Raw genomic sequence first — 20,539 nt, 5'->3', positions numbered from 1 at the left:
TTTATATTATAAGTTAACCAATGTCTTAGATTTGTCTTTAGCAGCTAAGAAGAAACCAACTGCTGCAATTGACCATGCCCAAACAATATGACCGAAGAATTCGGAGAAATGTTCGTCAAATGGCTGATGCCATGCTGGTGGAACAGTTCCCATAGCAGGCATGATAATGACATGGAAGGCAATCCAGATGGCGATACCATATAAAGCACCTTGCCAAAGTGTAACCTTTGACCAGAATTGTGCTAAGAAGAGGTATAGCATTGCAAAAACCAATGAAAAGGCAAAGTGAATAATTAATGCAACATAAAATACTTTTTGATCAGTGGAATAATAAACAAACGCATGCGTTGTATCATGTGACATCCCCAACTGTTCGAGTAAATGTTGTGGTGGATTAGTTGCATTGCGTGCTAATGTACGAGGTGGCAAAATGGCCTCCCAACCAATCTTAACCATACCTGAAATCATTCCCGCGATGAATCCATACCAAATACTCTTCCAAATTATTGCGCCAAGGGGTGCCTTGGGCTTTTCTATGTTAAACATAGTCCCGTTCTCCTAACTAAATGTAATTAAACAACAAATAGTATTATACCACTTAATGTGATAAATATAACAAGGATTGTTAAAAAATTAAATATCATCAATCATAATGGTATTCGTTACTATTTATCATTGTAGTTGATTTCACAAAAAAAGCGACATCCGTCGCTTAATAAAGTAATTTATGCGCTTACCCAGACTCGAACTGGGATCAAGGACTTAGGAGGTCCCCGTTCTATCCCGTTAAACTATAAGCGCTTAACAATAAGATTATACGGGTAAATCTGTTGGTATGCAAATGATTTGAGGGGTTTTAATGTAACATGTTATAATCGATGAAGCGTTATGGAGAAGAGTTTATGAAAAATAGAAAAACGATATATTTGATGATAACAACTTTTTTTATGGCAATTGTCCTTGTACAATCCATTATTAGTTGGTTAGGTTATCTACCATTAGGCGCTTTTGTCGTTGGTGCTGCACCAACGATTGTTCAATTTACTGTTGCAATTGGTGCCATTTTAGTTGGACCAAAATATGGTGCCGTTTTGGGTGGCTTTTGGGGATTAACAACATTATATATTGCTTGGACAACACCAGGATCAATTGGCTCGTTAATGTTTCAAAATCCGTTTACCGCACTATTACCAAGAGTAGCAGTTGGCCTATTGATTGGCTTTATCTATCAACGATATTTTAAAAATCAACATGTTGGTAAACAAACTGTTGGTTTAGCTAGTTTAGGTGTTTTGGCTGCTTTGATTAATACTGTGGGTGTTGTTATTTTAACAACAATTGGCTTTAGCATCATGCAGACTAATTTTACGGGTATTCCAACGCACAATATTTTAGGGTGGTTGATTGGCATTGTTTGGTTTAATGGTATCTTTGAAGTTATCACTGGTGCTATTCTGGTACCATTGATTGCTGGTGCATTAATACCGATTGCAAAACGACTCAATATATAAAAACAACCGTTATGCACGGTTGTTTTTATTTTATAGAACTGTGAAATTTTTAGTGGTTTGTGTAAAGGGAATAAAGCCGTTTGCACTCAGATAGCCGCTATCTTCAATACGGATACCAGCAGTACCAGGAATGTAGATACCGGGTTCTATTGAGAACACCATGTTTTCTTGAAGGATCAGATGACTGTCAGGCATGATTGAAGGATACTCATGAACACTAGAACCGAGTCCATGTCCCAAGCGATGGTTGAAATATTGGCCGTAGCCGGCTTCTTCAATAACTTGGCGGGCAATGTGATCTAACTCACCGGCAGTCATACCAATCTTTGCTTGTTGTTGAGCAGCCTGCTGAGCATGCAAAACAACATCGTAAATATCGTGAATATCTTTTGGAACAGCACCGAAAGCGACAGTTCGTGACGCGTCGGAAGCATAATTTTGCGTCATTGTACCTAGGTCAAAAAGAACTAATTCATTGGCTTTCAAGGCCCGGTTACTAGTTGTACCATGGGGATCAGCGGCGTGATCACCAAATTGAACCAAAGTGTCAAAGCTCATGCTAGGCACACCACTTTTTTTCAATTGATATTCAATTTCCGCAGCGACTTCTAATTCTGAAGCACCAGCATGCAGTGCTTGAAAGCCAATTTCAAAGGCGCGATCCGCATCTTGCCCAGCAGCTAACATATGCTGGATTTCACTGGAAGTTTTAATCAGCCGTAATTGGTTAATTTTTTCAGTAATATCTGTACTGAAATCACCAGTAGGGAGTGCATTTTGAAGCGCATTTAAACGATGCACCGTTAAATTATCGGCTTCAATTGCAAATCGTTGACTGCCTTTGGAAGTGTTTTGGATATGTTGCGCCAGTTTACGCCATGGGTTTTCTTGATCTTGATAGCCTATTGCAGTATATGGCCAACCACTTTCTTGCATACTGTTGACTTCTAAAGCTGGACCGAAGAGAAATGGATTTTTACCACTGAGTATGACAAGTGCCAAAACGCGTTCAATCGGATCAGATTCAAAACCACTTAAATAAGCAACGCTATGATAGTTCGTGATAATCGCGCCGTCTAGATTATTGTGTTGTAGCCAGTTATTCAATTCATTAAGCTTGCTTTGATTCATAACATAACTCCTAAATGATAAAGTGCTTTCATTATACGCTTATTATGGTATGATATTTTTTTGTAAATAACGTGAAAAAAACATGAAAACAATAATTAGTTAACATTGTAAGCGTTTGCATATTTTGAAAAATTTGTTATAATAATGATTGTATAAAATAAAAAAGCATTTTAACGATTAAATTATCAATATTTGGGAGTGAATTTATGAAGAAAAAACAATCAGCAACAATCTATGATGTTGCCAGTCGCGTGGGTGTTTCATTAGCGACTGTATCACGTGTTGTTAATGGCAATACCAATGTTAGGGAATCAACAAAACGTAAGGTATTGGCTGCTATTGATGAATTGGGTTATCATCCTAATGCAGTGGCTCGAGGATTAGCTTCAAAAAAGACGACGACTATCGGTGTTGTGATGCCTGACGTAACAGATATGTACTATTCGGAATTAGCGCGTGGTATTGATGACGTAGCAAATATGTACCATTATGACGTTTTGTTAACGAATACCGACGAAGATCCTGTTCGTGAAACGATGGCTGTTAACAATTTGGCAACGAAACAAGTTGATGGCATTATCTTTATGGGCAACGAACTGGATCGCGAAGTACTTAATACCATTGCTAGTGTCGATGCGCCGGTTGTTTTAGCGGGTTTTTTGACAAGTGATGGTAGCTTGCCAAGTGTCAATATTGACTATGTAGCAGCTATTAGAGAATCGACTAAAGCGTTGATTAGAAATGGTCACCAACGGGTTGCATTGGTTATTGGACCGCTAACGCATGCGATCAATAAGCAGTATCGTTTGAAGGGCTATCAGGATGCGTTGGAAGAGATGGGGATTGACTACGATGAATCATTAGTCTTTACATCACATCAAGATTACGCAGCAGGAATGCAGGTAGCTGAACGTGTTACTGCTGCTAAGGCAACGGCTGCGATTACTTATGATGACGAAGTTGCCTTAGGCATTATGAATTACATGATTGATAAGGGTGTTAAAGTACCTGATGACTTTGAAGTCGTTACATCAAATAACACTAAGTTCGCTATTGTAACGCGACCAGCAGTGACCTCAATTTCACAACCGAAATATGATATTGGGGCGGTTGCTATGCGAATGCTAACTAAGTTAATGAATAATGAAATTTTAGAAGATACACAAATTACATTACCGCATACGATTGAACGTCGCGGTACGACAAAAAATGATTTAGAAATAAAAATGTAACAATTGACATTTAATAGTAAAAAACGTAAACTAGTAGGGCAGTTTACGTTTTTTACTATACTAATCAAAGCGACATTAGGAGTGGGATAATGAATTTGCTCAATGGGCGACAATGGGGGAAACGCTACATCACGGGTTTAGATGGTTTACGTGCTTTTGCTGTAATTGGGGTTTTACTTTTTCATCTTATGCCAACAAAAGTGGTTGGTGGTTGGTTAGGGGTACCGCTATTCTTTGTTATTTCAGGTTATCTTATTACTGATTTATTAGTACAAGAATTTGATAAAGATCAATATATCGGTACTTATCAATTTTATCTGCGTCGATTACGACGGTTGTATCCGGCATTAGTTGTCATGCTTATTGTGACGACCATTGTGATTTTGTTATTCACACCTGATTTACAATATAACCTTCGTTATGTAGTCTTGACCAATTTATTTTATGTGTATAATTTTTGGTCAATTTCACATGGTGAATCTTATTTCCAGCAATTTGGCGGTGCTTCACCATTTACCCATTTATGGTCTTTATCAATCGAGGGACAATTTTACCTCGTATGGCCATTTATCATTAACTTTTTATTGAAGCATCGTGTGAAACGGCGAGTCATTAGTATCGGTTTAGCATTCATGGCAGTTGTGAGTGCATTGTTGATGGCATTATTATATCAGCCAGACATGATTAATCGTGTCTATTATGGTACTGATACGCGTTTGTTTGCTATTTTATTAGGCACTGCATTGGCATTTATGTGGCCATCTGATCGACTATCGCATTTTATTGACCAACAATCTAAGCAACGTTTAAATATAATTGGCGCCATTGCTTTGGTACTCATGATATTTGGTATTTTATATATTAATGGGCAACATCCAAGTACTTATTATGGCATGATGTTCTTGTTTACATTGATTGCCACAGTACTCATTGCTATCGTTGTGCATCCAGCAAGCATCTGGTCACAGTGGTTAGATAATGGTTTCTTGAATTATTTAGGTAAACGCTCGTATAGTATTTATTTGTATCAATTACCAGTATTTGTCTTTTATGAACGATTGATACCACACTTCCGTCCCAACATGTGGCATAATGTGATTGAATTAATTTTGGTTTTATTATTAAGCGAAGTTAGTTATCGTTATATTGAACAGCCGTTTAGAAGGGGCGCTGATTTTCAAAATGTTTGGTATTGGTTAACTGCATCACGTAATCGTTTCTTTGGTACAGGCATTGTATCAATTATTATGATTTTCTTTGTTGCGCAAGGGTTAACGAGTCATCGGGCAGGTATATCTATGCCCAAAACACATTTACAAAAAGAATTATCGCGTAATCAAGAGCGCATAGCACAGCAAAACAAAGTAGCTGAGCAACAGAACCAATTAAAAGGTGCGGGGCCTCGCCAACATATCAAAAAACAACCGTTAACTCAAAACGACCTAAAGATGATCAAAAAATATCAATTAAAAAAAGCTGATTATCAAATTTTTAAAGCTTTGAACTTTAAAGCGGTTGGCGATTCCGTCATGTTAGATACGGCACCATATTTGCAAGAGATTAACAACCACTTTATTGTCGATGCTAAAGTGGGTAGGCAAACACATGATGCTGTATCTATTGTGGGAAATTGGTCGGATACAGACAATTTAGCACCAAATATTTTAGTGGGTATTGGTACAAATGGCACAATCAAGCAACAAGAACTTGAACAGATGATGCAAAGTTTCGGTCGCAAGCGACAAGTTTTTTGGGTCAATAGCTATGTCCCTAATCGACCATGGCAAGATGAAAATAACCAGTTATTAAAGAAAGCTAATCGTCAGTACAAAAATTTACATGTAATTGATTGGTATAGTAAGGCAAAGCAACATCCTGAGTGGTTTGCCAGTGATGGCGTTCATCCAGAGCCAGAGGGGAATCGTCAATATGTTCGGCTATTAGTCGAGACAACAGCAGCTATTTATCATGATTAATGTCTAACCGTATGTCTCTAGCTTATGAATAGCGTGGGCAGCGGTTTTTTGTATTAAATCAAGCATGTTAAAATAATAGCAGTATAAATAATGAGGTAATTGAATGGCAAAAGCAGATACGCCAATGATGGTACAATACCATGAAATAAAAAAACAATATCCAGATGCCTTTGTTTTCTATCGCTTAGGGGATTTTTATGAGTTGTTCGAAGATGATGCCGTATTAGGTGCTAAGATTCTTGAACTTACCTTAACAGCGCGGAATAAGAATTCAGATAATCCAGTACCAATGGCGGGTATCCCGCATCATGCTGCGCGAAATTATATTGATATTCTCGTTGATCAAGGTTACAAAGTTGCCATCGTTGAACAAATGGAAGATCCTGCAACAGCTAAGGGGATGGTTAAACGCGATGTTGTGCAACTGATTACACCAGGCACAAAAATGACAGATGGTATCGGTGGTGAACGTGAAAATAATTATTTAGCGGCGGTTATACCATCAGATAAAACTTTTTCTTTAGCCTATATTGATTTATCTACTGGTGAATTGAAAACGACAAATATTGCACGATTACCAGAGGTGTTGGATGAATTAGATAGCTTAGAAGTTAAGGAAGTTGTTTTACTCAAAGATAATGGGATTGAACCGCAAATACAATTAATTGACAAAATTGGTAAACGTGGGATTGTGGTTTCTTATACGGTACAGCAATCACCAAGCGCAACGATTAGTTTTCTAACACAGTCGTTATTAGATACGGACCAGAAAAGCGTAACAGAATTATTGCTGAATTATATTTTTGATACGCAGCGTCGCAGTTTGGATCATATTGTACCTGCTACAAGTTACGCGCGATTATCTTTTCTAAAATTTGATCATAATACACGTGTTAATTTAGATTTAGTTGAGAATTCACGTACTAAGAAAAAGGCCGGTAGTCTATTAGGATTGATTGATGCGACTAAGACGGCAATGGGTGGTCGCTTATTGAAACAGTGGTTACTAAAACCTCTGCGTGATCATCATGATATTACGCAACGATTGGATACAATTGCAGCATTTCAAGAACAATTTTTTACACGTGGTGCGCTGCAAGATCATTTGAAATCTGTATATGATTTAGAGCGCTTAGCTGCGCGAGCTGCAATGGGTACGATGAATGCGCGCGAATTAATCCAATTAAAACGATCGTTATCGGCTGTTCCTGGGATTAAAAGTACACTTTCTGAGCTACCGCATGAGAACGTTTTGCATCAGATTGCAGATGAATTAGATACCATGTTGGATTTATCTGGCTTGATAGAAGAAGCGATTGTTGATGATCCACCAGTTAGCGTGCGAGAAGGCGATATCATCCGAGATGGTTTTGACGAAAAAATCGACACTTATCGTCAAGTACTCCATGATAATCAGCAATGGTTAGGAGAATTGGAATCTAAAGAAAGAATAGCAACCGGCATTAATTCTTTGAAAATTGGTTATAATAAGAATTTTGGTTACTTTATTGAAGTGACCAAGTCTAATATTGCGAAATTAGAAGAGGGACGATATGAACGCCGACAAACATTAACCAATGCTGAGCGTTTTGTCACACCTGAATTAAAAGAGCATGAGCGTTTAATTATTGAAGCGCAGGCTAAGCGGACAGAGCGTGAGTATGAGCTTTTTGTGACGATACGGGAACGGGTAAAAACGAATATTACGCGTCTTCAAAAATTGGCAGGCCAAATTGCCCGGCTCGATGTTTTAGCTAGTTTAGCAGATATTGCTGATAACCAGCACTTTGTGCGCCCCACTTTTGTCACGAACGATGATACGGTCCGGATTGAAAAAGGTCGGCATCCTGTTGTAGAAGCACTGTTGCCAAATGGGGACTTTGTCGCTAATGATGTATATCTAGATAAGCAAACGACGATTCAGTTAATTACAGGTCCCAACATGGCAGGAAAATCAACTTATATGCGGGAATTAGCACTCATTGTTATCTTGGCACAAATGGGGAGCTTTGTACCGGCTGACAAAGCTGAATTACCAATATTTGATCAGATATTTACAAGAATTGGTGCCAGTGATGACTTAGCCACAGGGCAGTCAACCTTTATGGTTGAAATGGCAGAAGCTAACTATGCATTGCAAGAAGCCACCCATCATTCCTTGATTTTATTTGATGAACTGGGTCGAGGCACAGCAACTTACGATGGTATGGCTTTAGCACAAGCGATTATTGAATATCTTGACCAACATGTGCACGCAAAAACATTATTTTCAACACATTACCATGAATTAACTGTCCTAGCACATCAGTACCCTAATATTGAAAATGTTCATGTGGGTGCTGCCGAAGACGAGAATGGGGAGCTTCATTTCTTACATCAAATCCAAGCGGGACCTGCTGATAAATCTTATGGTATTCATGTCGCTGCATTGGCTGGTTTACCAGACGGCCTTATTCAAAATGCAGAACATATTTTATCTCGACTAGAGCATCAACAACCAATTGATTTAGATATGCAGAATAATGTGTCTAAACCAGATGCAAATGAAATGTCGGATCAAACTGCCTTGTTTGTCGTAAAGGATATTGATCAATCAACGCAAGCTATTTTAGATCAATTAGCAAAGATCGACATTAACAATTTGACACCTATTCAAGCATTGAACCAGTTAGCTGAGTTGAAGCAAATGGAAAAGTAATAGATGGCATAAGGGGTTCTAATATGCATAAGATTCACGAATTATCAAATTTACTCGCTAACCAGATTGCGGCTGGTGAGGTTATTGAACGACCAGCTAGTGTGGTGAAAGAGTTGGTTGAAAATGCGATTGATGCTGAGGCGACACAGATTGATATTATTGTTGAGGATGCAGGACAGTCTTTGATTCGTGTTGTTGATAATGGCGGTGGAATTGAACCAGAAGACGTGCCATTAGCTTTTACACGACATGCAACGAGTAAAATTAATAGTCGGCACGATCTCTTTAATATTTTGTCACTTGGTTTTAGAGGCGAAGCATTACCTTCAATTGCTGCGATATCAGATGTCACTTTAAATACAACCACTCAAGTTGCATCTACAGGTGTGATGTATCACATTAAAGGTGGTAAACAAGTATCACAGACACCGGCAAACGGCCGTATTGGCACGGTAATCACAGTTCGAGACCTATTTTACAATACGCCAGCGCGGCTGAAGTATTTAAAGCGACCTAAAACAGAATTAGCTAAAATTGTGGATATCTTGAATCGATTGGCCTTGTCATACACAAAAATTGCATTTTCTTTGACAAGTGACGGTAAAAGTCTGTTGAAAACAACGGGGAATGGTCATTTACAACAGGTTATTGCTGCAATTTACGGGCGTGATGTTGCGCAAAAGATGATCGACATTCAGGGTGAAAATGATGACTTCAATGTGAGTGGCTATGTATCACTACCAGAATTAACAAGGGGATCACGTGAATATTTGACAGTATTGGTGAATCATCGATTTGTTAAAAATTTTGCCGTTTCTAATGCAATTATTAAAGGTTATGGCTCTAAATTAATGATTGGGCGATTTCCAATGGGCGTCATTAATATTGATACAGATCCGCTACTCATTGATGTTAATGTACACCCACAAAAATCAGAGATTCGTTTGACGAAGGAAGCTGAATTATCTGAGTTACTCATAACAACGATTAAACAGCGGCTCAGTCAAGAAAATCTCATTCCTGATGCTTATGATAATTTGTACGGATCAACATCAGTTAAGCGTAAAGATGATCAACACGATACACACACAACAAGCCAGTCAGTACCGTCGATAGCGCCGACAACTAAAGCACCGTGGACGGTCAATAGCAGCACGCCTGAGCATGCCGAAAGTCTTGAAGCGACAGCTTCAGCTGTTCAAGAAGAAACGAATACGATTATGATTAATCATAAAGGTGATTTAAAGCATGATACAGTATTAGCTTTTGAACAGAAATATGCGACTGAACCATTTGTGACAGCTTTTCCAGAAACTGAGCCATCATCACATCAAGTTGTGACTGAAAATAAGGTTGACTATCAAACGACACTGATACCCAATTCATCCGTTTCAAAATCTGAACAAGTTGATTTAGACATTTTGAAAAATGAAAAGACAGGATTTCCAGAACTTACTTATATTGGGCAAATGAGTGGCACATTTTTGTTCGCACAGAGCCAAGATGGCTTATATTTAATTGATCAACATGCGGCGCAAGAGCGTGTTAAATATGAATATTATCGCCAAGCAATTGGTGAAGTAGGACAAGATAAACAGCGATTACTTGTTCCCATTGTTATTGAGTATTCAGCTAGTGATATGTTACGTATTGCTGATCATGAAGATAGTCTGGCACAGGTTGGTCTCAAGTTGGAACCTTTTGGACCAACGAGTGTTGTGGTTAGAGAACATCCCATTTGGTTTATGAAGGGTCAAGAAGAAGCAACAATTAAAGAAATGGTGGATTGGATTTTAAGAGATGGACATTTAACCGTTGCTGAATTCCGTGAAAAAACAGCCATTATGATGAGTTGTAAGCGATCAATTCGTGCTAATTTATATATTGATGATGCTCAAGCGAGAGCCCTTATTAATGATTTATCTCAGGCAGAAAATCCATATAATTGTCCACATGGTCGGCCGGTTCTAGTGACTTTTTCACTCAATGAAATGGAAAAAATGTTCAAACGTATTCAAGATTCCCATGAAAAGTGGGCATCATATGACAATCATCCGTATTAAGAATATGTTAAAGTCGTTGGTCTAATAAACTAACGATTTTTTAATATAAATGGGAAAAGGCCATTGATACTGTAAACGGTTTCAGAAAATTTTGTAAAGCGCTTGTGTAAACGTTTTCAATCATGTAAAATATGTAATGTTGAAAAACTAAGGAGGAAAGTGCTCTACCTAGAGCATTTTAAAATATTATGAATATTGCAATTTTAGTGGCCTTAATTCCCGGCCTAGCATGGGGGTCAGTTGGACTTGTTAACACCAAAATGGGTGGTACAGCTGCGCAACAAACATTGGGAATGACATTTGGTGCATTACTATTTGGTATGGCAACAATGTTTCTGTTCGTTATGCCAAATGGCATTACCGTTGATAGTCGTATTTGGGTTGTTGGGATTATTTCTGGTTTAGTATGGGCGATTGGAACAGCAGGGCAGTTCCTAGCTATTAAAGATATGGGCGTGTCCTTGGCGATTCCACTCTCAACAGCTGGACAGATTGTTATGAATGCATTGATGGCCGCTGCTGTTTTGGGTGAATGGAAGAACGGCAAAATGTGGGCAATTGGTGTTTTATCAATTGTAACTGTTGTTATTGGTGCTACTTTGATTTCAGCACGTGATAAGTCACGTAGTAGCCAAGGTATGCAAAATCCTTCAGATAATAAGAAGGGGATGATCTACCTTATTGTTTCAACATTAGGCTTTATGATGTACTTTGTTTTGCCTAATTTATTGAATAAGCTAGGTTATATTTCAGATGCTGTTAAGACACGTCATAATGGTATTGATTATATGACAGCTATCGTAGGTCCACAGTCTATTGGACAAGTGATTGGTGCATTTTTGATTGTCATCTTTGTATTGCGCGAAGGTGATAAAATGTTCAAGGCACCAACATGGCGCAATATTGTAACAGGTTTGGTATGGGCAACAGGAAATATTTTCATGTTCATCTCAGCAGCCAATCCTAATGTCGGACAAGCGGTTGCTACGACATTATCACAGATGGGTATTATTGTTGGTACATTTGGTGGTATTTACCTTTTGGGTGAAAAGAAGACATCTTACCAGATGAAGTTAATTGTTGTCGGTACAATATTAGTCGTTGTCGGCGGTATTTTGATAGGTAATATTGCTAAGTTTGCATAAAAATAAAAAACAATTTCAAATTTGAAATTGTTTTTTTGTTTTGGTCTATACCACTGAGTGATATAGTGATACAATATACATTGTAAACGGTTACTATTTAAGGAGCGAGGATATTATGTCACATATTTCTTTTGATACAACAAATGTTGAGAATTTTGTAGCAAAACATGAATTAGATGAAATGCAACCATTAATTACGATGGCCGATTCACAGTTGCGCAATCGTACTGGTGCTGGTGCGGAATATTCTGATTGGATTACATTGCCAACTGACTACGATAAGGCAGAATTTGCCCGTATTCAAAAAGCAGCCGAACAAATAAAGTCAGATTCACAAGCTTTGGTTGTCATTGGTATTGGTGGTTCATATCTTGGTGCGAAGGCTGCAATCGATTTCTTGCACCCAAGCTTCTACAATGAATTAAGTGATGAAGAGCGTCAAGCACCTAAGATTTATTTTGCTGGTAACTCAACTTCATCTGCGTACATTAATGATTTAGTTCGTGTATTAGGTGATAAAGATTTCTCTGTTAATGTGATTTCTAAATCAGGTACAACAACTGAACCATCAATTGCATTCCGTGTCTTTAAGAAGTTGCTTGAAAAGAAATATGGTGAAGCAGGTGCCAAAAAGCGTATTTACGCAACAACAGATGCTAACAAGGGTGCTTTGCATGATGAAGCAGCCGCAGAAGGCTATGAAACTTTTGTGATTCCTGATGGTGTTGGCGGTCGTTTCTCTGTTTTGACACCAGTTGGTTTACTACCAATTGCTGCTTCTGGTGTTGATATCCAACAATTGATGGATGGCGCTAAAGACGCACAAGATGAATATTCTGATAGTGACTTGCGTAAAAACGAAGCTTATAGGTATGCTGCTTTGCGTCGTATTCTTTATGACAAAGGCTATACAACTGAGCTATTGATTAACTGGGAACCAACCATGCAGTATCTATCAGAATGGTGGAAACAGTTGATGGGTGAATCAGAAGGTAAGAACCAAAAGGGTATTTATCCATCTTCAGCTAACTTCAGTACTGATTTGCACTCATTGGGTCAATATATACAAGAAGGTCGTCGAGACTTATTTGAAACAGTTGTCAAGTTAGACAATCCTGTGTCAAACATTGCTTTACCTGAAGAAGAGGGTAACAAGGACGGTTTGCAGTATCTTGAAGGGAAGACTGTCGATGAAGTTAATACGAATGCCTTCCAAGGTGTTACATTAGCTCACGTTGATGGTGGTGTACCTAACTTAGCAGTGCATATTCCGCAACAAGATGCCTATTCATTGGGTTATTTGATTTACTTCTTTGAAATTGCTGTTGGTGCTTCAGGTTACACATTTGGTATTAATCCGTTTAACCAACCAGGTGTTGAAGCTTATAAGACAAACATGTTTGCTTTGTTAGGTAAACCAGGCTATGAAGAACAAACAAAGACATTGCGTGCGCGTTTGAACAAGTAGTCATTAATTTGATGAAAAACGAATCCTTAGGATTCGTTTTTTAGCTAGTGAGGTAAAATAATGAAAATTTATGCGGTTCGTCATGGTCAAACAATATTTAATGTATTAGATAAGGTTCAAGGATGGGCAGATACGCCATTAACTGAAAAAGGCATTGCTGATGGTCAATCAGCTGGCCAAAGGCTGGCGCATGTTAAATTTGATGCTGCTTATGCTTCCGATACTTCTAGAGCTATCCACACAGCTGAATTTATCTTACAAGAAAACCAATATCGTCAACCACGTTTGGATTTTACACCAGATTGGCGAGAATACTATTTTGGCAGCTTTGAAGGTGGTGATAATGCTGTGATGTGGGGAAGTGTTGCGCGCTATTTTGATATGGATACTGTGAAGTCAGATGATATTGCTTTAGCACACAATATGACTGAAATTATGGATGTTCGTCAGCAAGTTGATCCACAACGGATGGGCGAGAATGCTGAAATATTTTGGCAACGGATGCGCGCGTCATTACGGCACTTACAAGATCACAATACAACTGATGCAACTATTCTATTAGTGAGCCATGGACAGTTAATATGGAATTTAGCACAATATTTTGGTCATTTTAAAGAAGCAAAACGCCCCCAAAATGGGTCAGTTGCTGTTTTTGATCTTAATGATAACGGTGAATTACGTGTTGAACATTTTAATGATTTGACAACAACTTTCTAATCACTTCGATTTTGTATTTGGTTGCATTTTGTGTGCAAAAGAACTATAACTAAGTTGTAAGCAAAAGTAATTATAAGGGGGTCATGGAAATGGCAGATAAAAAGTTTGAGTTACTAGATAAGCCAATGGCAACGGTATTTGATTGGAGCGAGGACAATACCCCACTACGAGATGCATTATGGAATCATTATATGGATGAAAGTAATAAGAATACCTTATCAACATTAGATCACTTGAAGCAATTTGAAAAGATGGATAATAGTCAAGCCAAAAGCGAAGCTGAAAAGGTTTTGCATGTTTAAACAATCAATACACTAAAAAACAACTCGAATAATATTATTCGAGTTGTTTTTTATATTTAAGCATGAACAGTAGCTGTTTCAATTGCTGTTACGATATCCTCTAATGTCTGACTACCAAATACAATATCTGAATTTTGATCAATCATGAGTGCCGGAACACTCATGATGTGGCGTTGTTCACGAATTTCTGGGAATAACTGTAAATCAATCATTTCCGCTGAAATATTGTCATTTAGTGCTGCAATGTGTTGACAAGCGGCCACAACATCGGGGCAAAAATGACAAGTGAGTGATACACCAATTGCTAGTTTTGTTACTGGCAGCTGCTTAATACGTTCAGCAAGCTGACTGTCAATTGTTTGACCTGGTCCGGCTACATTGTAGACTGCCAAAATAAGTGAATTCAATTCATGTCCGGTAGGAATACCACTAAACTTAATACCAGTATCTTCACCATGCTCATCTAATATTACAAAATGAGGTGTACGTTCGATTTTATGTTCTTCAGCAATTTGCTGAGTTAAAGTCACGTCATCATAGTGTAGATGTTCATTTAATTGGCTAAATTCTTGGAGGAATTGGCTTAATTCATGGCTTTTGTCTGACGTATTTTTAAATTGATATAATGTAACATTTTTGGTGAGTCGGTCTAATATTGGCTGTAATTGTTGTATAATTTCATCGGAAAACCAAGTGCCACTATGCTTGGGAACAACTTGTTGCTGCTGATTTAGTGCTGTTTTGGGTGCTGCTTCAGAGTGCTGCGTTGATTTTTTAGGTACTTGACGTTTAACAGTCATATTAAGTTTTCGCTTTTGCTCTGTCACATAAAGTTCAGCACTTGTTGCAGCATTGGCACCGTCTGCAGCAGCAGTTACAATTTGACGTAATGGCTTCTCAACGACATCGCCAGCAGCATAAACACCAGGAATATTGGTCTGCTGATGACAATCAGCGATAATATAACCATTATCATTAAGCGCGATATCATGATCAAAAATTTGCGTCTGTGGATCTGTACCGACATAAACAAAAATACCAAAAGTATTGTCACCATCTTGTACATGGTAGGTTGTTGTTTCTTGCGTTTGGTTATTGATAAAAGTTGCTGATGTCAAATAATTATCACCACTAACGCTTTGGATTTCGGTGTTTCGCCAAATACTAATATTAGGATTATCTAGAGCACGAGCCGCGGTGAGAGGGGCACAGGTAAATTCATTTGAACGCATGACGATTGTGACGTGACGTGCAAAACGTGTGAGGTAATCCGCTTCCTCAGCGGCAGCATAGCCGCCACCAATCACGAAGACTTCTAGGCCACTGAATAATTCACCATCACAAGTTGAACAATATGCGACACCGCGACCACGAAATGCTTGTTCACCATCAAAACCAACTTGGCGAGGTTTTGCACCCGTAGCAATAATAATACTACGACCATAATAGCGGGATTGTTTACCCTGAACCATTTTGATTGTGTCATTGAAATCATAGGTACTTATTTCATCATGGATAAAATGAACGCCAAAATCTTTGGCTTGCTGTTGCATTTTGTTAACAAGTGCAGTACCGTCAATCGTTTCCACTGCTGGATAGTTTGCCACAGTAGATGTTGTTGTGACTTGCCCACCAATTTGATCACCTTCAATGATGAGTGTATCCAGTGTTGAGCGACCTGAATAAATGCCGGCAGATAGGCCAGCTGGTCCACCACCAATGATAATTGTGTCGTAAATATGGGGTTGTGTCATGAAAGAACCTCGAATTATAATTTGCCGACTAAGTCAAGACTAGGGGTAATGGTTTCTTCACCTGGATGCCAATTGGCGGGACATACTTGGTCACCGTGTTCCGCAACAAACTGTGCGGCTTCAAGAGTACGTAAAATTTCTTCAGCGTTACGACCAATACCCATATTATTAATGGTATATGATTGAATCTTACCTTCAGGATCGACAATGAATACGGCACGGTAAGCTTGACCAGCTTCTTCATCTAGTACGTCAAAGAAACGTGCTAGCTTGCCGGCTGGATCAGCCAGCATAGGGTATTGAATTTTAGCGATAGTATCTGTTGCTTCAGCCCAGGCCTTGTGAACAAATTCGCTATCTTCAGAAACTGAATAGATTTCAGTATTGGCATTTTGGAATTCAGCGTAATGATCAGCTAGGTCGCCTAACTCTGTAGGGCATACAAAAGTAAAATCAGCTGGGTAAAAGAAGAAGACAGACCACTTACCTAAGATATCTTGCTTAGTAACTTGTTTTAAGTCACCGTTCTGGTAAGCATTGACATTAAAGTCAGCAACTTCTTGGTTAATAAAATTCTGTGTCATCATATTCTCCTTTAGAATTGTTCTAAACTACTTACTAGTATAGAACTACTCTAAATAAAAAATCAAGGGTAATCGCAATAATTTTTTTAAAATAGATGAGTTAAGCGCTTTCATTTAAGATGGGGTAGTGCTACAATGATGATGTGATTAGATACACAAGGAGGAAGTTTTAGCATGGTAAGTCAAGCAAATATTGGCGTTGTTGGTATGGCAGTTATGGGTAAAAATTTGGCACTCAACATTGAGAGTCGTGGCTTCACTGTTGGTATTTATAACCGGAGTTCAGAAAAAACTGAACAGGTGATGAAGGACCACAGCGAAAAGAAGTTGGTACCAAGTTACACAATTGCTGACTTTGTCGCTTCGTTGGAAAAGCCTCGCCGTATTTTATTGATGGTGAAGGCTGGAAAGCCAACGGATGCCGTCATTGATGAACTATTGCCTTTATTAGATAAGGGGGATGTGTTGATTGATGGTGGTAATACGAACTTCCACGATACAATGGCAAGAAATGCTAAGTTAGATAAGTCTGGTATTAACTTTATTGGTATGGGTGTTTCTGGTGGTGAATTAGGTGCCTTACAAGGCCCTTCATTAATGCCAGGTGGTCAAAAAGCAGCATACGATTTAGTGGAACCAATTTTGAAGCAAATTGCTGCTCGTGCACCGCAAGATGATAAGCCTTGTGTGAGTTATATTGGTCCAAATGGCGCTGGGCATTACGTTAAGATGGTGCATAATGGTATCGAATATGGTGATGAACAATTAATTGATGAAAGCTATAGCATCATGCGCTATGTTGGTGGTATTTCAGTTGATGAGCAGTCTAAGATATTCTCAGAATGGAATAAGGGTGAGTTGGATAGCTATTTGATTGAGATTACTGCTGATATTTTGTCACGTGAAGATGATTTGGGTGATGATAAGTCAAAGCCAATCGTTGATATGATTCTAGATCGTGGTAATAATAAGGGAACTGGTAAATGGAGTTCAGAAGATGCATTGAATATTCAAGTACCACAATCTGTTATTACAGAAGCTGTTTATGCCCGTTACATTTCAATGATGAAGGACGAACGTGTTGCAGCTTCTAAGGTTTTGTCTGGTCCCAATGGTGCTGTTAAGGTTCCTGCCAAAGAAGATCTAGTTGAAAAGGTTCGCGAAGCATTATATTTCTCAAAAATCATGAGTTATGCACAGGGATTCGAACAATTGCGTATTGCATCTGAAACGTATGATTGGGATTTGAAGTTTGGCGAGTTAGCTCAAATATGGCGTGCAGGATGCATTATTCGTGCACAGTTCTTACAAAATATTACTGAAGCCTATAATAAGCAACCAGATTTGAACAATCTCTTGTTAGATGATTACTTTAAGGATATTGCTGCAAAGTATCAACAATCCGCACGTGATGTTGTGGCTTTGGCTGTTCAATCAGGCGTGCCAGTACCTTCAATGAGTGCTGCAGTAACCTATTATGATTCTTACCGTGCAGCAGTATTACCTGCCAACTTGTTACAAGCACAACGTGACTATTTCGGTGCACATACCTATGAACGTGTTGATCGTTCAGGTAATTTCCACTATAGCTGGTATGAAGAACAATAAGTTAATATTTTAATTCATTATAATAGTTGTACAAAAAAGGATACGCTTAGTCTGAGCGTATCCTTTTTTGTATCCTAAATTTGATCAACACCTTCATTCTTATAAATGAAGGTGTTGATCAAAAAAATGTTGGCGAAAATACGCCGGCGTTACACCGGTAATTTCTTTAAATGTTTTGACAAAGTAACTTTTTGTTGAGAAAGATAGTAAATGAGTAATTTCATCTAAATTCAAATCGGAAGCAATGAGTAATTCTTTCGCTGCATCAATTTTAGCGTGCCGGATAAATTGTGTAATCGTAACATTATATTCTTTTTTAAAAGCTGGATTGAGATTCTTTTTGGATGTATTGAGAGCACTTGCTAAATCGTCAAGGGTAATATTTTCACCAATATGTTCGTCAATATAACGATGGATACGTTGATGTAATGGCAAAAAATTGTGAATACGATATTCCTGAACAGTTTTAAAGTATTGCCAAGTGATTTCTCGAATAACCTGAAAGAAATCAGGGAAACGGTGGGATAGTTCAATTTCTTGGACAAGCTCGTTATGTAATTTAAAAGCGAGTTGGACGGGATATCCCCACTGAATAATAGCACGATTCATAACGGCTAAGTACGATATTAAGGTATCCTTTTCACCACGAATTAAGTTATTTGATGCAAAATATTCACCAATTATTTTGACATGGGATAAATCATCTAAAGCAATAATAAGCGCTTCTTTATCGGAATGGACTATTCCCTTAATAATATTTGTTTCGGCGTCAAAAAATTTCTGTGGGTTTTTAGTTTGTTGAGTATTTTGCACATCAGAAAAGTTTTCTCCCAGATGGCGAATCACTACATCTTCTTCGGGCGCATTTTTGTATGTATAAAGAGTATAAATTACTTGAGAAATTGATTGTAAATTAGATAATGAATTAATCATCATTAATTCATTATTACTAGAGAACATATCGCTATAGTCAAATAAAAAGCAAATAACAGTTTGAGTGTCAACACGACAAGTTAAGATATGCCCAGATCGATAACTTAGAGATTGATAAGTATGAGTTAATAATAATTCCATATTTTGTATTAATAAATTAGTAATTAATTTATCTGTATCTGTCATTTCACTCAAATAGGTTGTTTTTTTTGTTCTGTAATCAATTAAAATGGCATCAGCATTTAAAATGGTGGCTAACTTTGTAATATCTTTCATATCATATTCCCCAGTACATCATTATTAACTTGAATGTTTTTAATAAAATTCTTTTATTTTACTATGTTTTCTCTTTTTTTATATAAAAATAATCATGTTAACACTAATGATATAAAAATATTTTAATAACAAGTGATGTAAAAGGTACAAAGTCTTTTTATTTATTATGAATTCTCTTTTTTTATCATGAAATAGTAACCTCTTTAAACGAGAATTATTCTAACAACAAGTTTTTATTGTGGGAAATGCTTACTGTAATAAACGGGTTAGAGGTTAAAAGTGAGAAAAAAAAAGAGTAATAATTTTGTAGAATTAGACCAAGTGACTCATTTTAAAATGTATAAAAATGGTAAGATGTGGGTTACATCTGGAATATGCAAAACGATGCTATGGTTATCATCGTTCAACAACCGAAAAAGTGATTTATCGTCAGGATCGAATAAAGTTGATGGATTGATTACCAATATTCCTAAAGGGATAGTGGCAATCAGTACATTGTTTGGTGGAACCATAATTGCTGCTAATGATATTTTTGCTGATGATGGGAATGTTGCAAAAGAAAAAAGCAATGATGAACAAGATACTATTGTTGAAAAAAATCAGGTAACTATACCAAAGATTACTGTTCACAATGTAACGGACCAAGATAATGATGTATCTACAAATTCTTTGAACGATAATGAAAGAGATACTAGTAAAAATTCTGAATCAAATTCTGTTGATAGTGGATCTACATCAACTTCTATATCAGAATCATTGAGCAGTAGTGAAAAAGATACTAGTAAAAATTCTGAATCAAATTCTGTTGGTAGTGAGTCTACATCACCTTCTGTATCAGAATCATTGAGCAGTAGTGAAAAAGATACTAGTAAAAATTCTGAATCAAATTCTGTTGGTAGTGAGTCTACATCACCTTCTGTATCAGAATCACTGAGCAGTAGTGAAATCGATACTAGTAGAAATTCTGAATCGGGTTCTGTTGGTAGTGAGTCTACATCAACTTCTGTATCAGAGTCATTGAGCAGTAGTGAAATCGATACTAGTAAAAATTCTGAATCGGGTTCTGTTGGTAGTGAGTCTACATCAACTTCTGTATCAGAGTCATTGAGCAGTAGTGAAATCGATACTAGTAAAAATTCTG

The 20,539-nt window shown here is 37.6% G+C and carries 16 protein-coding genes and 1 tRNA gene; 11 read left to right on the top strand and 6 right to left on the bottom strand.

The window, feature by feature from the left end; translation table 11 throughout:
- Window positions 1–6 precede the first annotated feature (6 nt).
- Both C5L23_RS02290 and C5L23_RS02285 read right to left on the bottom strand, forming a co-directional pair.
- Window positions 7–546: a YagU family protein gene (locus C5L23_RS02290; RefSeq protein WP_010007335.1), complete on the bottom strand. Its 540-nt coding sequence runs from the start codon at window positions 544–546 to the stop codon at window positions 7–9.
- A 182-nt stretch (window positions 547–728) separates the two neighbouring features.
- Window positions 729–801 (bottom strand) — tRNA-Arg (locus tag C5L23_RS02285).
- A gap of 101 nt (window positions 802–902) precedes the next feature.
- Here C5L23_RS02285 and C5L23_RS02280 point away from each other — a divergent pair.
- Window positions 903–1,511: an ECF transporter S component gene (locus C5L23_RS02280; RefSeq protein WP_010007334.1), complete on the top strand. Its 609-nt coding sequence runs from the start codon at window positions 903–905 to the stop codon at window positions 1,509–1,511.
- Between the two features lie 30 nt (window positions 1,512–1,541).
- On the opposite strand, the gene C5L23_RS02275 is transcribed toward C5L23_RS02280, so the two are convergent.
- Complete coding sequence (locus C5L23_RS02275; protein ID WP_133264233.1) at window positions 1,542–2,642, bottom strand: M24 family metallopeptidase; 1,101 nt, start codon at window positions 2,640–2,642, stop codon at window positions 1,542–1,544.
- Window positions 2,643–2,848: 206 nt separating this feature from the next.
- On the opposite strand from C5L23_RS02275, the gene ccpA reads away from it, so the two are divergent.
- The 8 genes from ccpA to C5L23_RS02235 all read left to right on the top strand — a co-directional run bounded on the left by ccpA (window position 2,849) and on the right by C5L23_RS02235 (window position 14,243).
- A complete protein-coding gene (gene ccpA / locus C5L23_RS02270) occupies window positions 2,849–3,874 on the top strand; it encodes a catabolite control protein A (protein ID WP_010007333.1) in 1,026 nt (341 codons plus the stop codon).
- Window positions 3,875–3,963: 89 nt separating this feature from the next.
- Window positions 3,964–5,850 carry an acyltransferase family protein gene (locus C5L23_RS02265; protein WP_133264232.1) on the top strand — a complete coding sequence of 629 codons (1,887 nt, stop codon included), beginning with the start codon at window positions 3,964–3,966 and terminating at the stop codon, window positions 5,848–5,850.
- Window positions 5,851–5,953: 103 nt separating this feature from the next.
- On the top strand, window positions 5,954–8,548 hold the full coding sequence (gene mutS / locus C5L23_RS02260; protein ID WP_133264231.1) for a DNA mismatch repair protein MutS: 2,595 nt from the start codon (window positions 5,954–5,956) through the stop codon (window positions 8,546–8,548).
- A 23-nt stretch (window positions 8,549–8,571) separates the two neighbouring features.
- A complete protein-coding gene (mutL, locus tag C5L23_RS02255) occupies window positions 8,572–10,611 on the top strand; it encodes a DNA mismatch repair endonuclease MutL (protein ID WP_133264230.1) in 2,040 nt (679 codons plus the stop codon).
- A gap of 188 nt (window positions 10,612–10,799) precedes the next feature.
- Window positions 10,800–11,756: a GRP family sugar transporter gene (locus C5L23_RS02250; protein ID WP_010007328.1), complete on the top strand. Its 957-nt coding sequence runs from the start codon at window positions 10,800–10,802 to the stop codon at window positions 11,754–11,756.
- A gap of 115 nt (window positions 11,757–11,871) precedes the next feature.
- Window positions 11,872–13,224, top strand: coding sequence for a glucose-6-phosphate isomerase (locus C5L23_RS02245; protein WP_010007327.1), 1,353 nt, complete (start codon window positions 11,872–11,874; stop codon window positions 13,222–13,224).
- Window positions 13,225–13,284: 60 nt separating this feature from the next.
- Complete coding sequence (locus tag C5L23_RS02240) at window positions 13,285–13,941, top strand: histidine phosphatase family protein (RefSeq protein ID WP_010007326.1); 657 nt, start codon at window positions 13,285–13,287, stop codon at window positions 13,939–13,941.
- An 89-nt stretch (window positions 13,942–14,030) separates the two neighbouring features.
- Window positions 14,031–14,243 carry a P8 family protein gene (locus C5L23_RS02235; protein ID WP_010007325.1) on the top strand — a complete coding sequence of 71 codons (213 nt, stop codon included), beginning with the start codon at window positions 14,031–14,033 and terminating at the stop codon, window positions 14,241–14,243.
- Window positions 14,244–14,299: 56 nt separating this feature from the next.
- Here C5L23_RS02235 and C5L23_RS02230 read toward each other — a convergent pair whose 3' ends face one another.
- Both C5L23_RS02230 and ahpC read right to left on the bottom strand, forming a co-directional pair.
- Entirely contained in the window at window positions 14,300–15,997 is a 1,698-nt protein-coding gene (locus tag C5L23_RS02230; RefSeq protein WP_010007321.1) for an FAD-dependent oxidoreductase, read from the bottom strand.
- Window positions 15,998–16,011: 14 nt separating this feature from the next.
- Window positions 16,012–16,581, bottom strand: coding sequence for an alkyl hydroperoxide reductase subunit C (gene ahpC, locus C5L23_RS02225; RefSeq protein WP_010007320.1), 570 nt, complete (start codon window positions 16,579–16,581; stop codon window positions 16,012–16,014).
- Between the two features lie 174 nt (window positions 16,582–16,755).
- Here ahpC and gndA point away from each other — a divergent pair, with 174 nt between their 5' ends.
- Window positions 16,756–18,189, top strand: coding sequence for an NADP-dependent phosphogluconate dehydrogenase (gndA, locus tag C5L23_RS02220; RefSeq protein ID WP_010007319.1), 1,434 nt, complete (start codon window positions 16,756–16,758; stop codon window positions 18,187–18,189).
- 99 nt (window positions 18,190–18,288) lie between these two features.
- On the opposite strand, the gene C5L23_RS02215 is transcribed toward gndA, so the two are convergent.
- Entirely contained in the window at window positions 18,289–19,398 is a 1,110-nt protein-coding gene (locus C5L23_RS02215; protein WP_133264229.1) for a helix-turn-helix domain-containing protein, read from the bottom strand.
- Between the two features lie 279 nt (window positions 19,399–19,677).
- Between C5L23_RS02215 and C5L23_RS02210 the strand changes: the two genes are divergently transcribed.
- A partial coding sequence (locus C5L23_RS02210; protein ID WP_170168006.1) for a KxYKxGKxW signal peptide domain-containing protein occupies window positions 19,678–20,539 on the top strand: 862 nt, incomplete at its 3' end.

The organism is Leuconostoc fallax, assembly GCF_004354645.1.
GTDB classification, from domain to species: Bacteria; Bacillota; Bacilli; order Lactobacillales; family Lactobacillaceae; genus Leuconostoc_B; species Leuconostoc_B fallax.
The sequence above is the reverse complement of the archived record's forward strand: the minus strand, read 5'-3'. Positions and strand labels throughout refer to the sequence as shown.

Bases quoted from the DNA above. Each gene is read 5' to 3' on its own strand.
- C5L23_RS02290 (WP_010007335.1), bottom strand. From the start codon at position 546: ATGTTTAACATAGAAAAGCCCAAGGCACCCCTTGGCGCAATAATTTGG.
- C5L23_RS02280 (WP_010007334.1), top strand. From the start codon at position 903: ATGAAAAATAGAAAAACGATATATTTGATGATAACAACTTTTTTTATG.
- C5L23_RS02275 (WP_133264233.1), bottom strand. From the start codon at position 2,642: ATGAATCAAAGCAAGCTTAATGAATTGAATAACTGGCTACAACACAAT.
- ccpA (WP_010007333.1), top strand. From the start codon at position 2,849: ATGAAGAAAAAACAATCAGCAACAATCTATGATGTTGCCAGTCGCGTG.
- C5L23_RS02265 (WP_133264232.1), top strand. From the start codon at position 3,964: ATGAATTTGCTCAATGGGCGACAATGGGGGAAACGCTACATCACGGGT.
- mutS (WP_133264231.1), top strand. From the start codon at position 5,954: ATGGCAAAAGCAGATACGCCAATGATGGTACAATACCATGAAATAAAA.
- mutL (WP_133264230.1), top strand. From the start codon at position 8,572: ATGCATAAGATTCACGAATTATCAAATTTACTCGCTAACCAGATTGCG.
- C5L23_RS02250 (WP_010007328.1), top strand. From the start codon at position 10,800: ATGAATATTGCAATTTTAGTGGCCTTAATTCCCGGCCTAGCATGGGGG.
- C5L23_RS02245 (WP_010007327.1), top strand. From the start codon at position 11,872: ATGTCACATATTTCTTTTGATACAACAAATGTTGAGAATTTTGTAGCA.
- C5L23_RS02240 (WP_010007326.1), top strand. From the start codon at position 13,285: ATGAAAATTTATGCGGTTCGTCATGGTCAAACAATATTTAATGTATTA.
- C5L23_RS02235 (WP_010007325.1), top strand. From the start codon at position 14,031: ATGGCAGATAAAAAGTTTGAGTTACTAGATAAGCCAATGGCAACGGTA.
- C5L23_RS02230 (WP_010007321.1), bottom strand. From the start codon at position 15,997: ATGACACAACCCCATATTTACGACACAATTATCATTGGTGGTGGACCA.
- ahpC (WP_010007320.1), bottom strand. From the start codon at position 16,581: ATGACACAGAATTTTATTAACCAAGAAGTTGCTGACTTTAATGTCAAT.
- gndA (WP_010007319.1), top strand. From the start codon at position 16,756: ATGGTAAGTCAAGCAAATATTGGCGTTGTTGGTATGGCAGTTATGGGT.
- C5L23_RS02215 (WP_133264229.1), bottom strand. From the start codon at position 19,398: ATGAAAGATATTACAAAGTTAGCCACCATTTTAAATGCTGATGCCATT.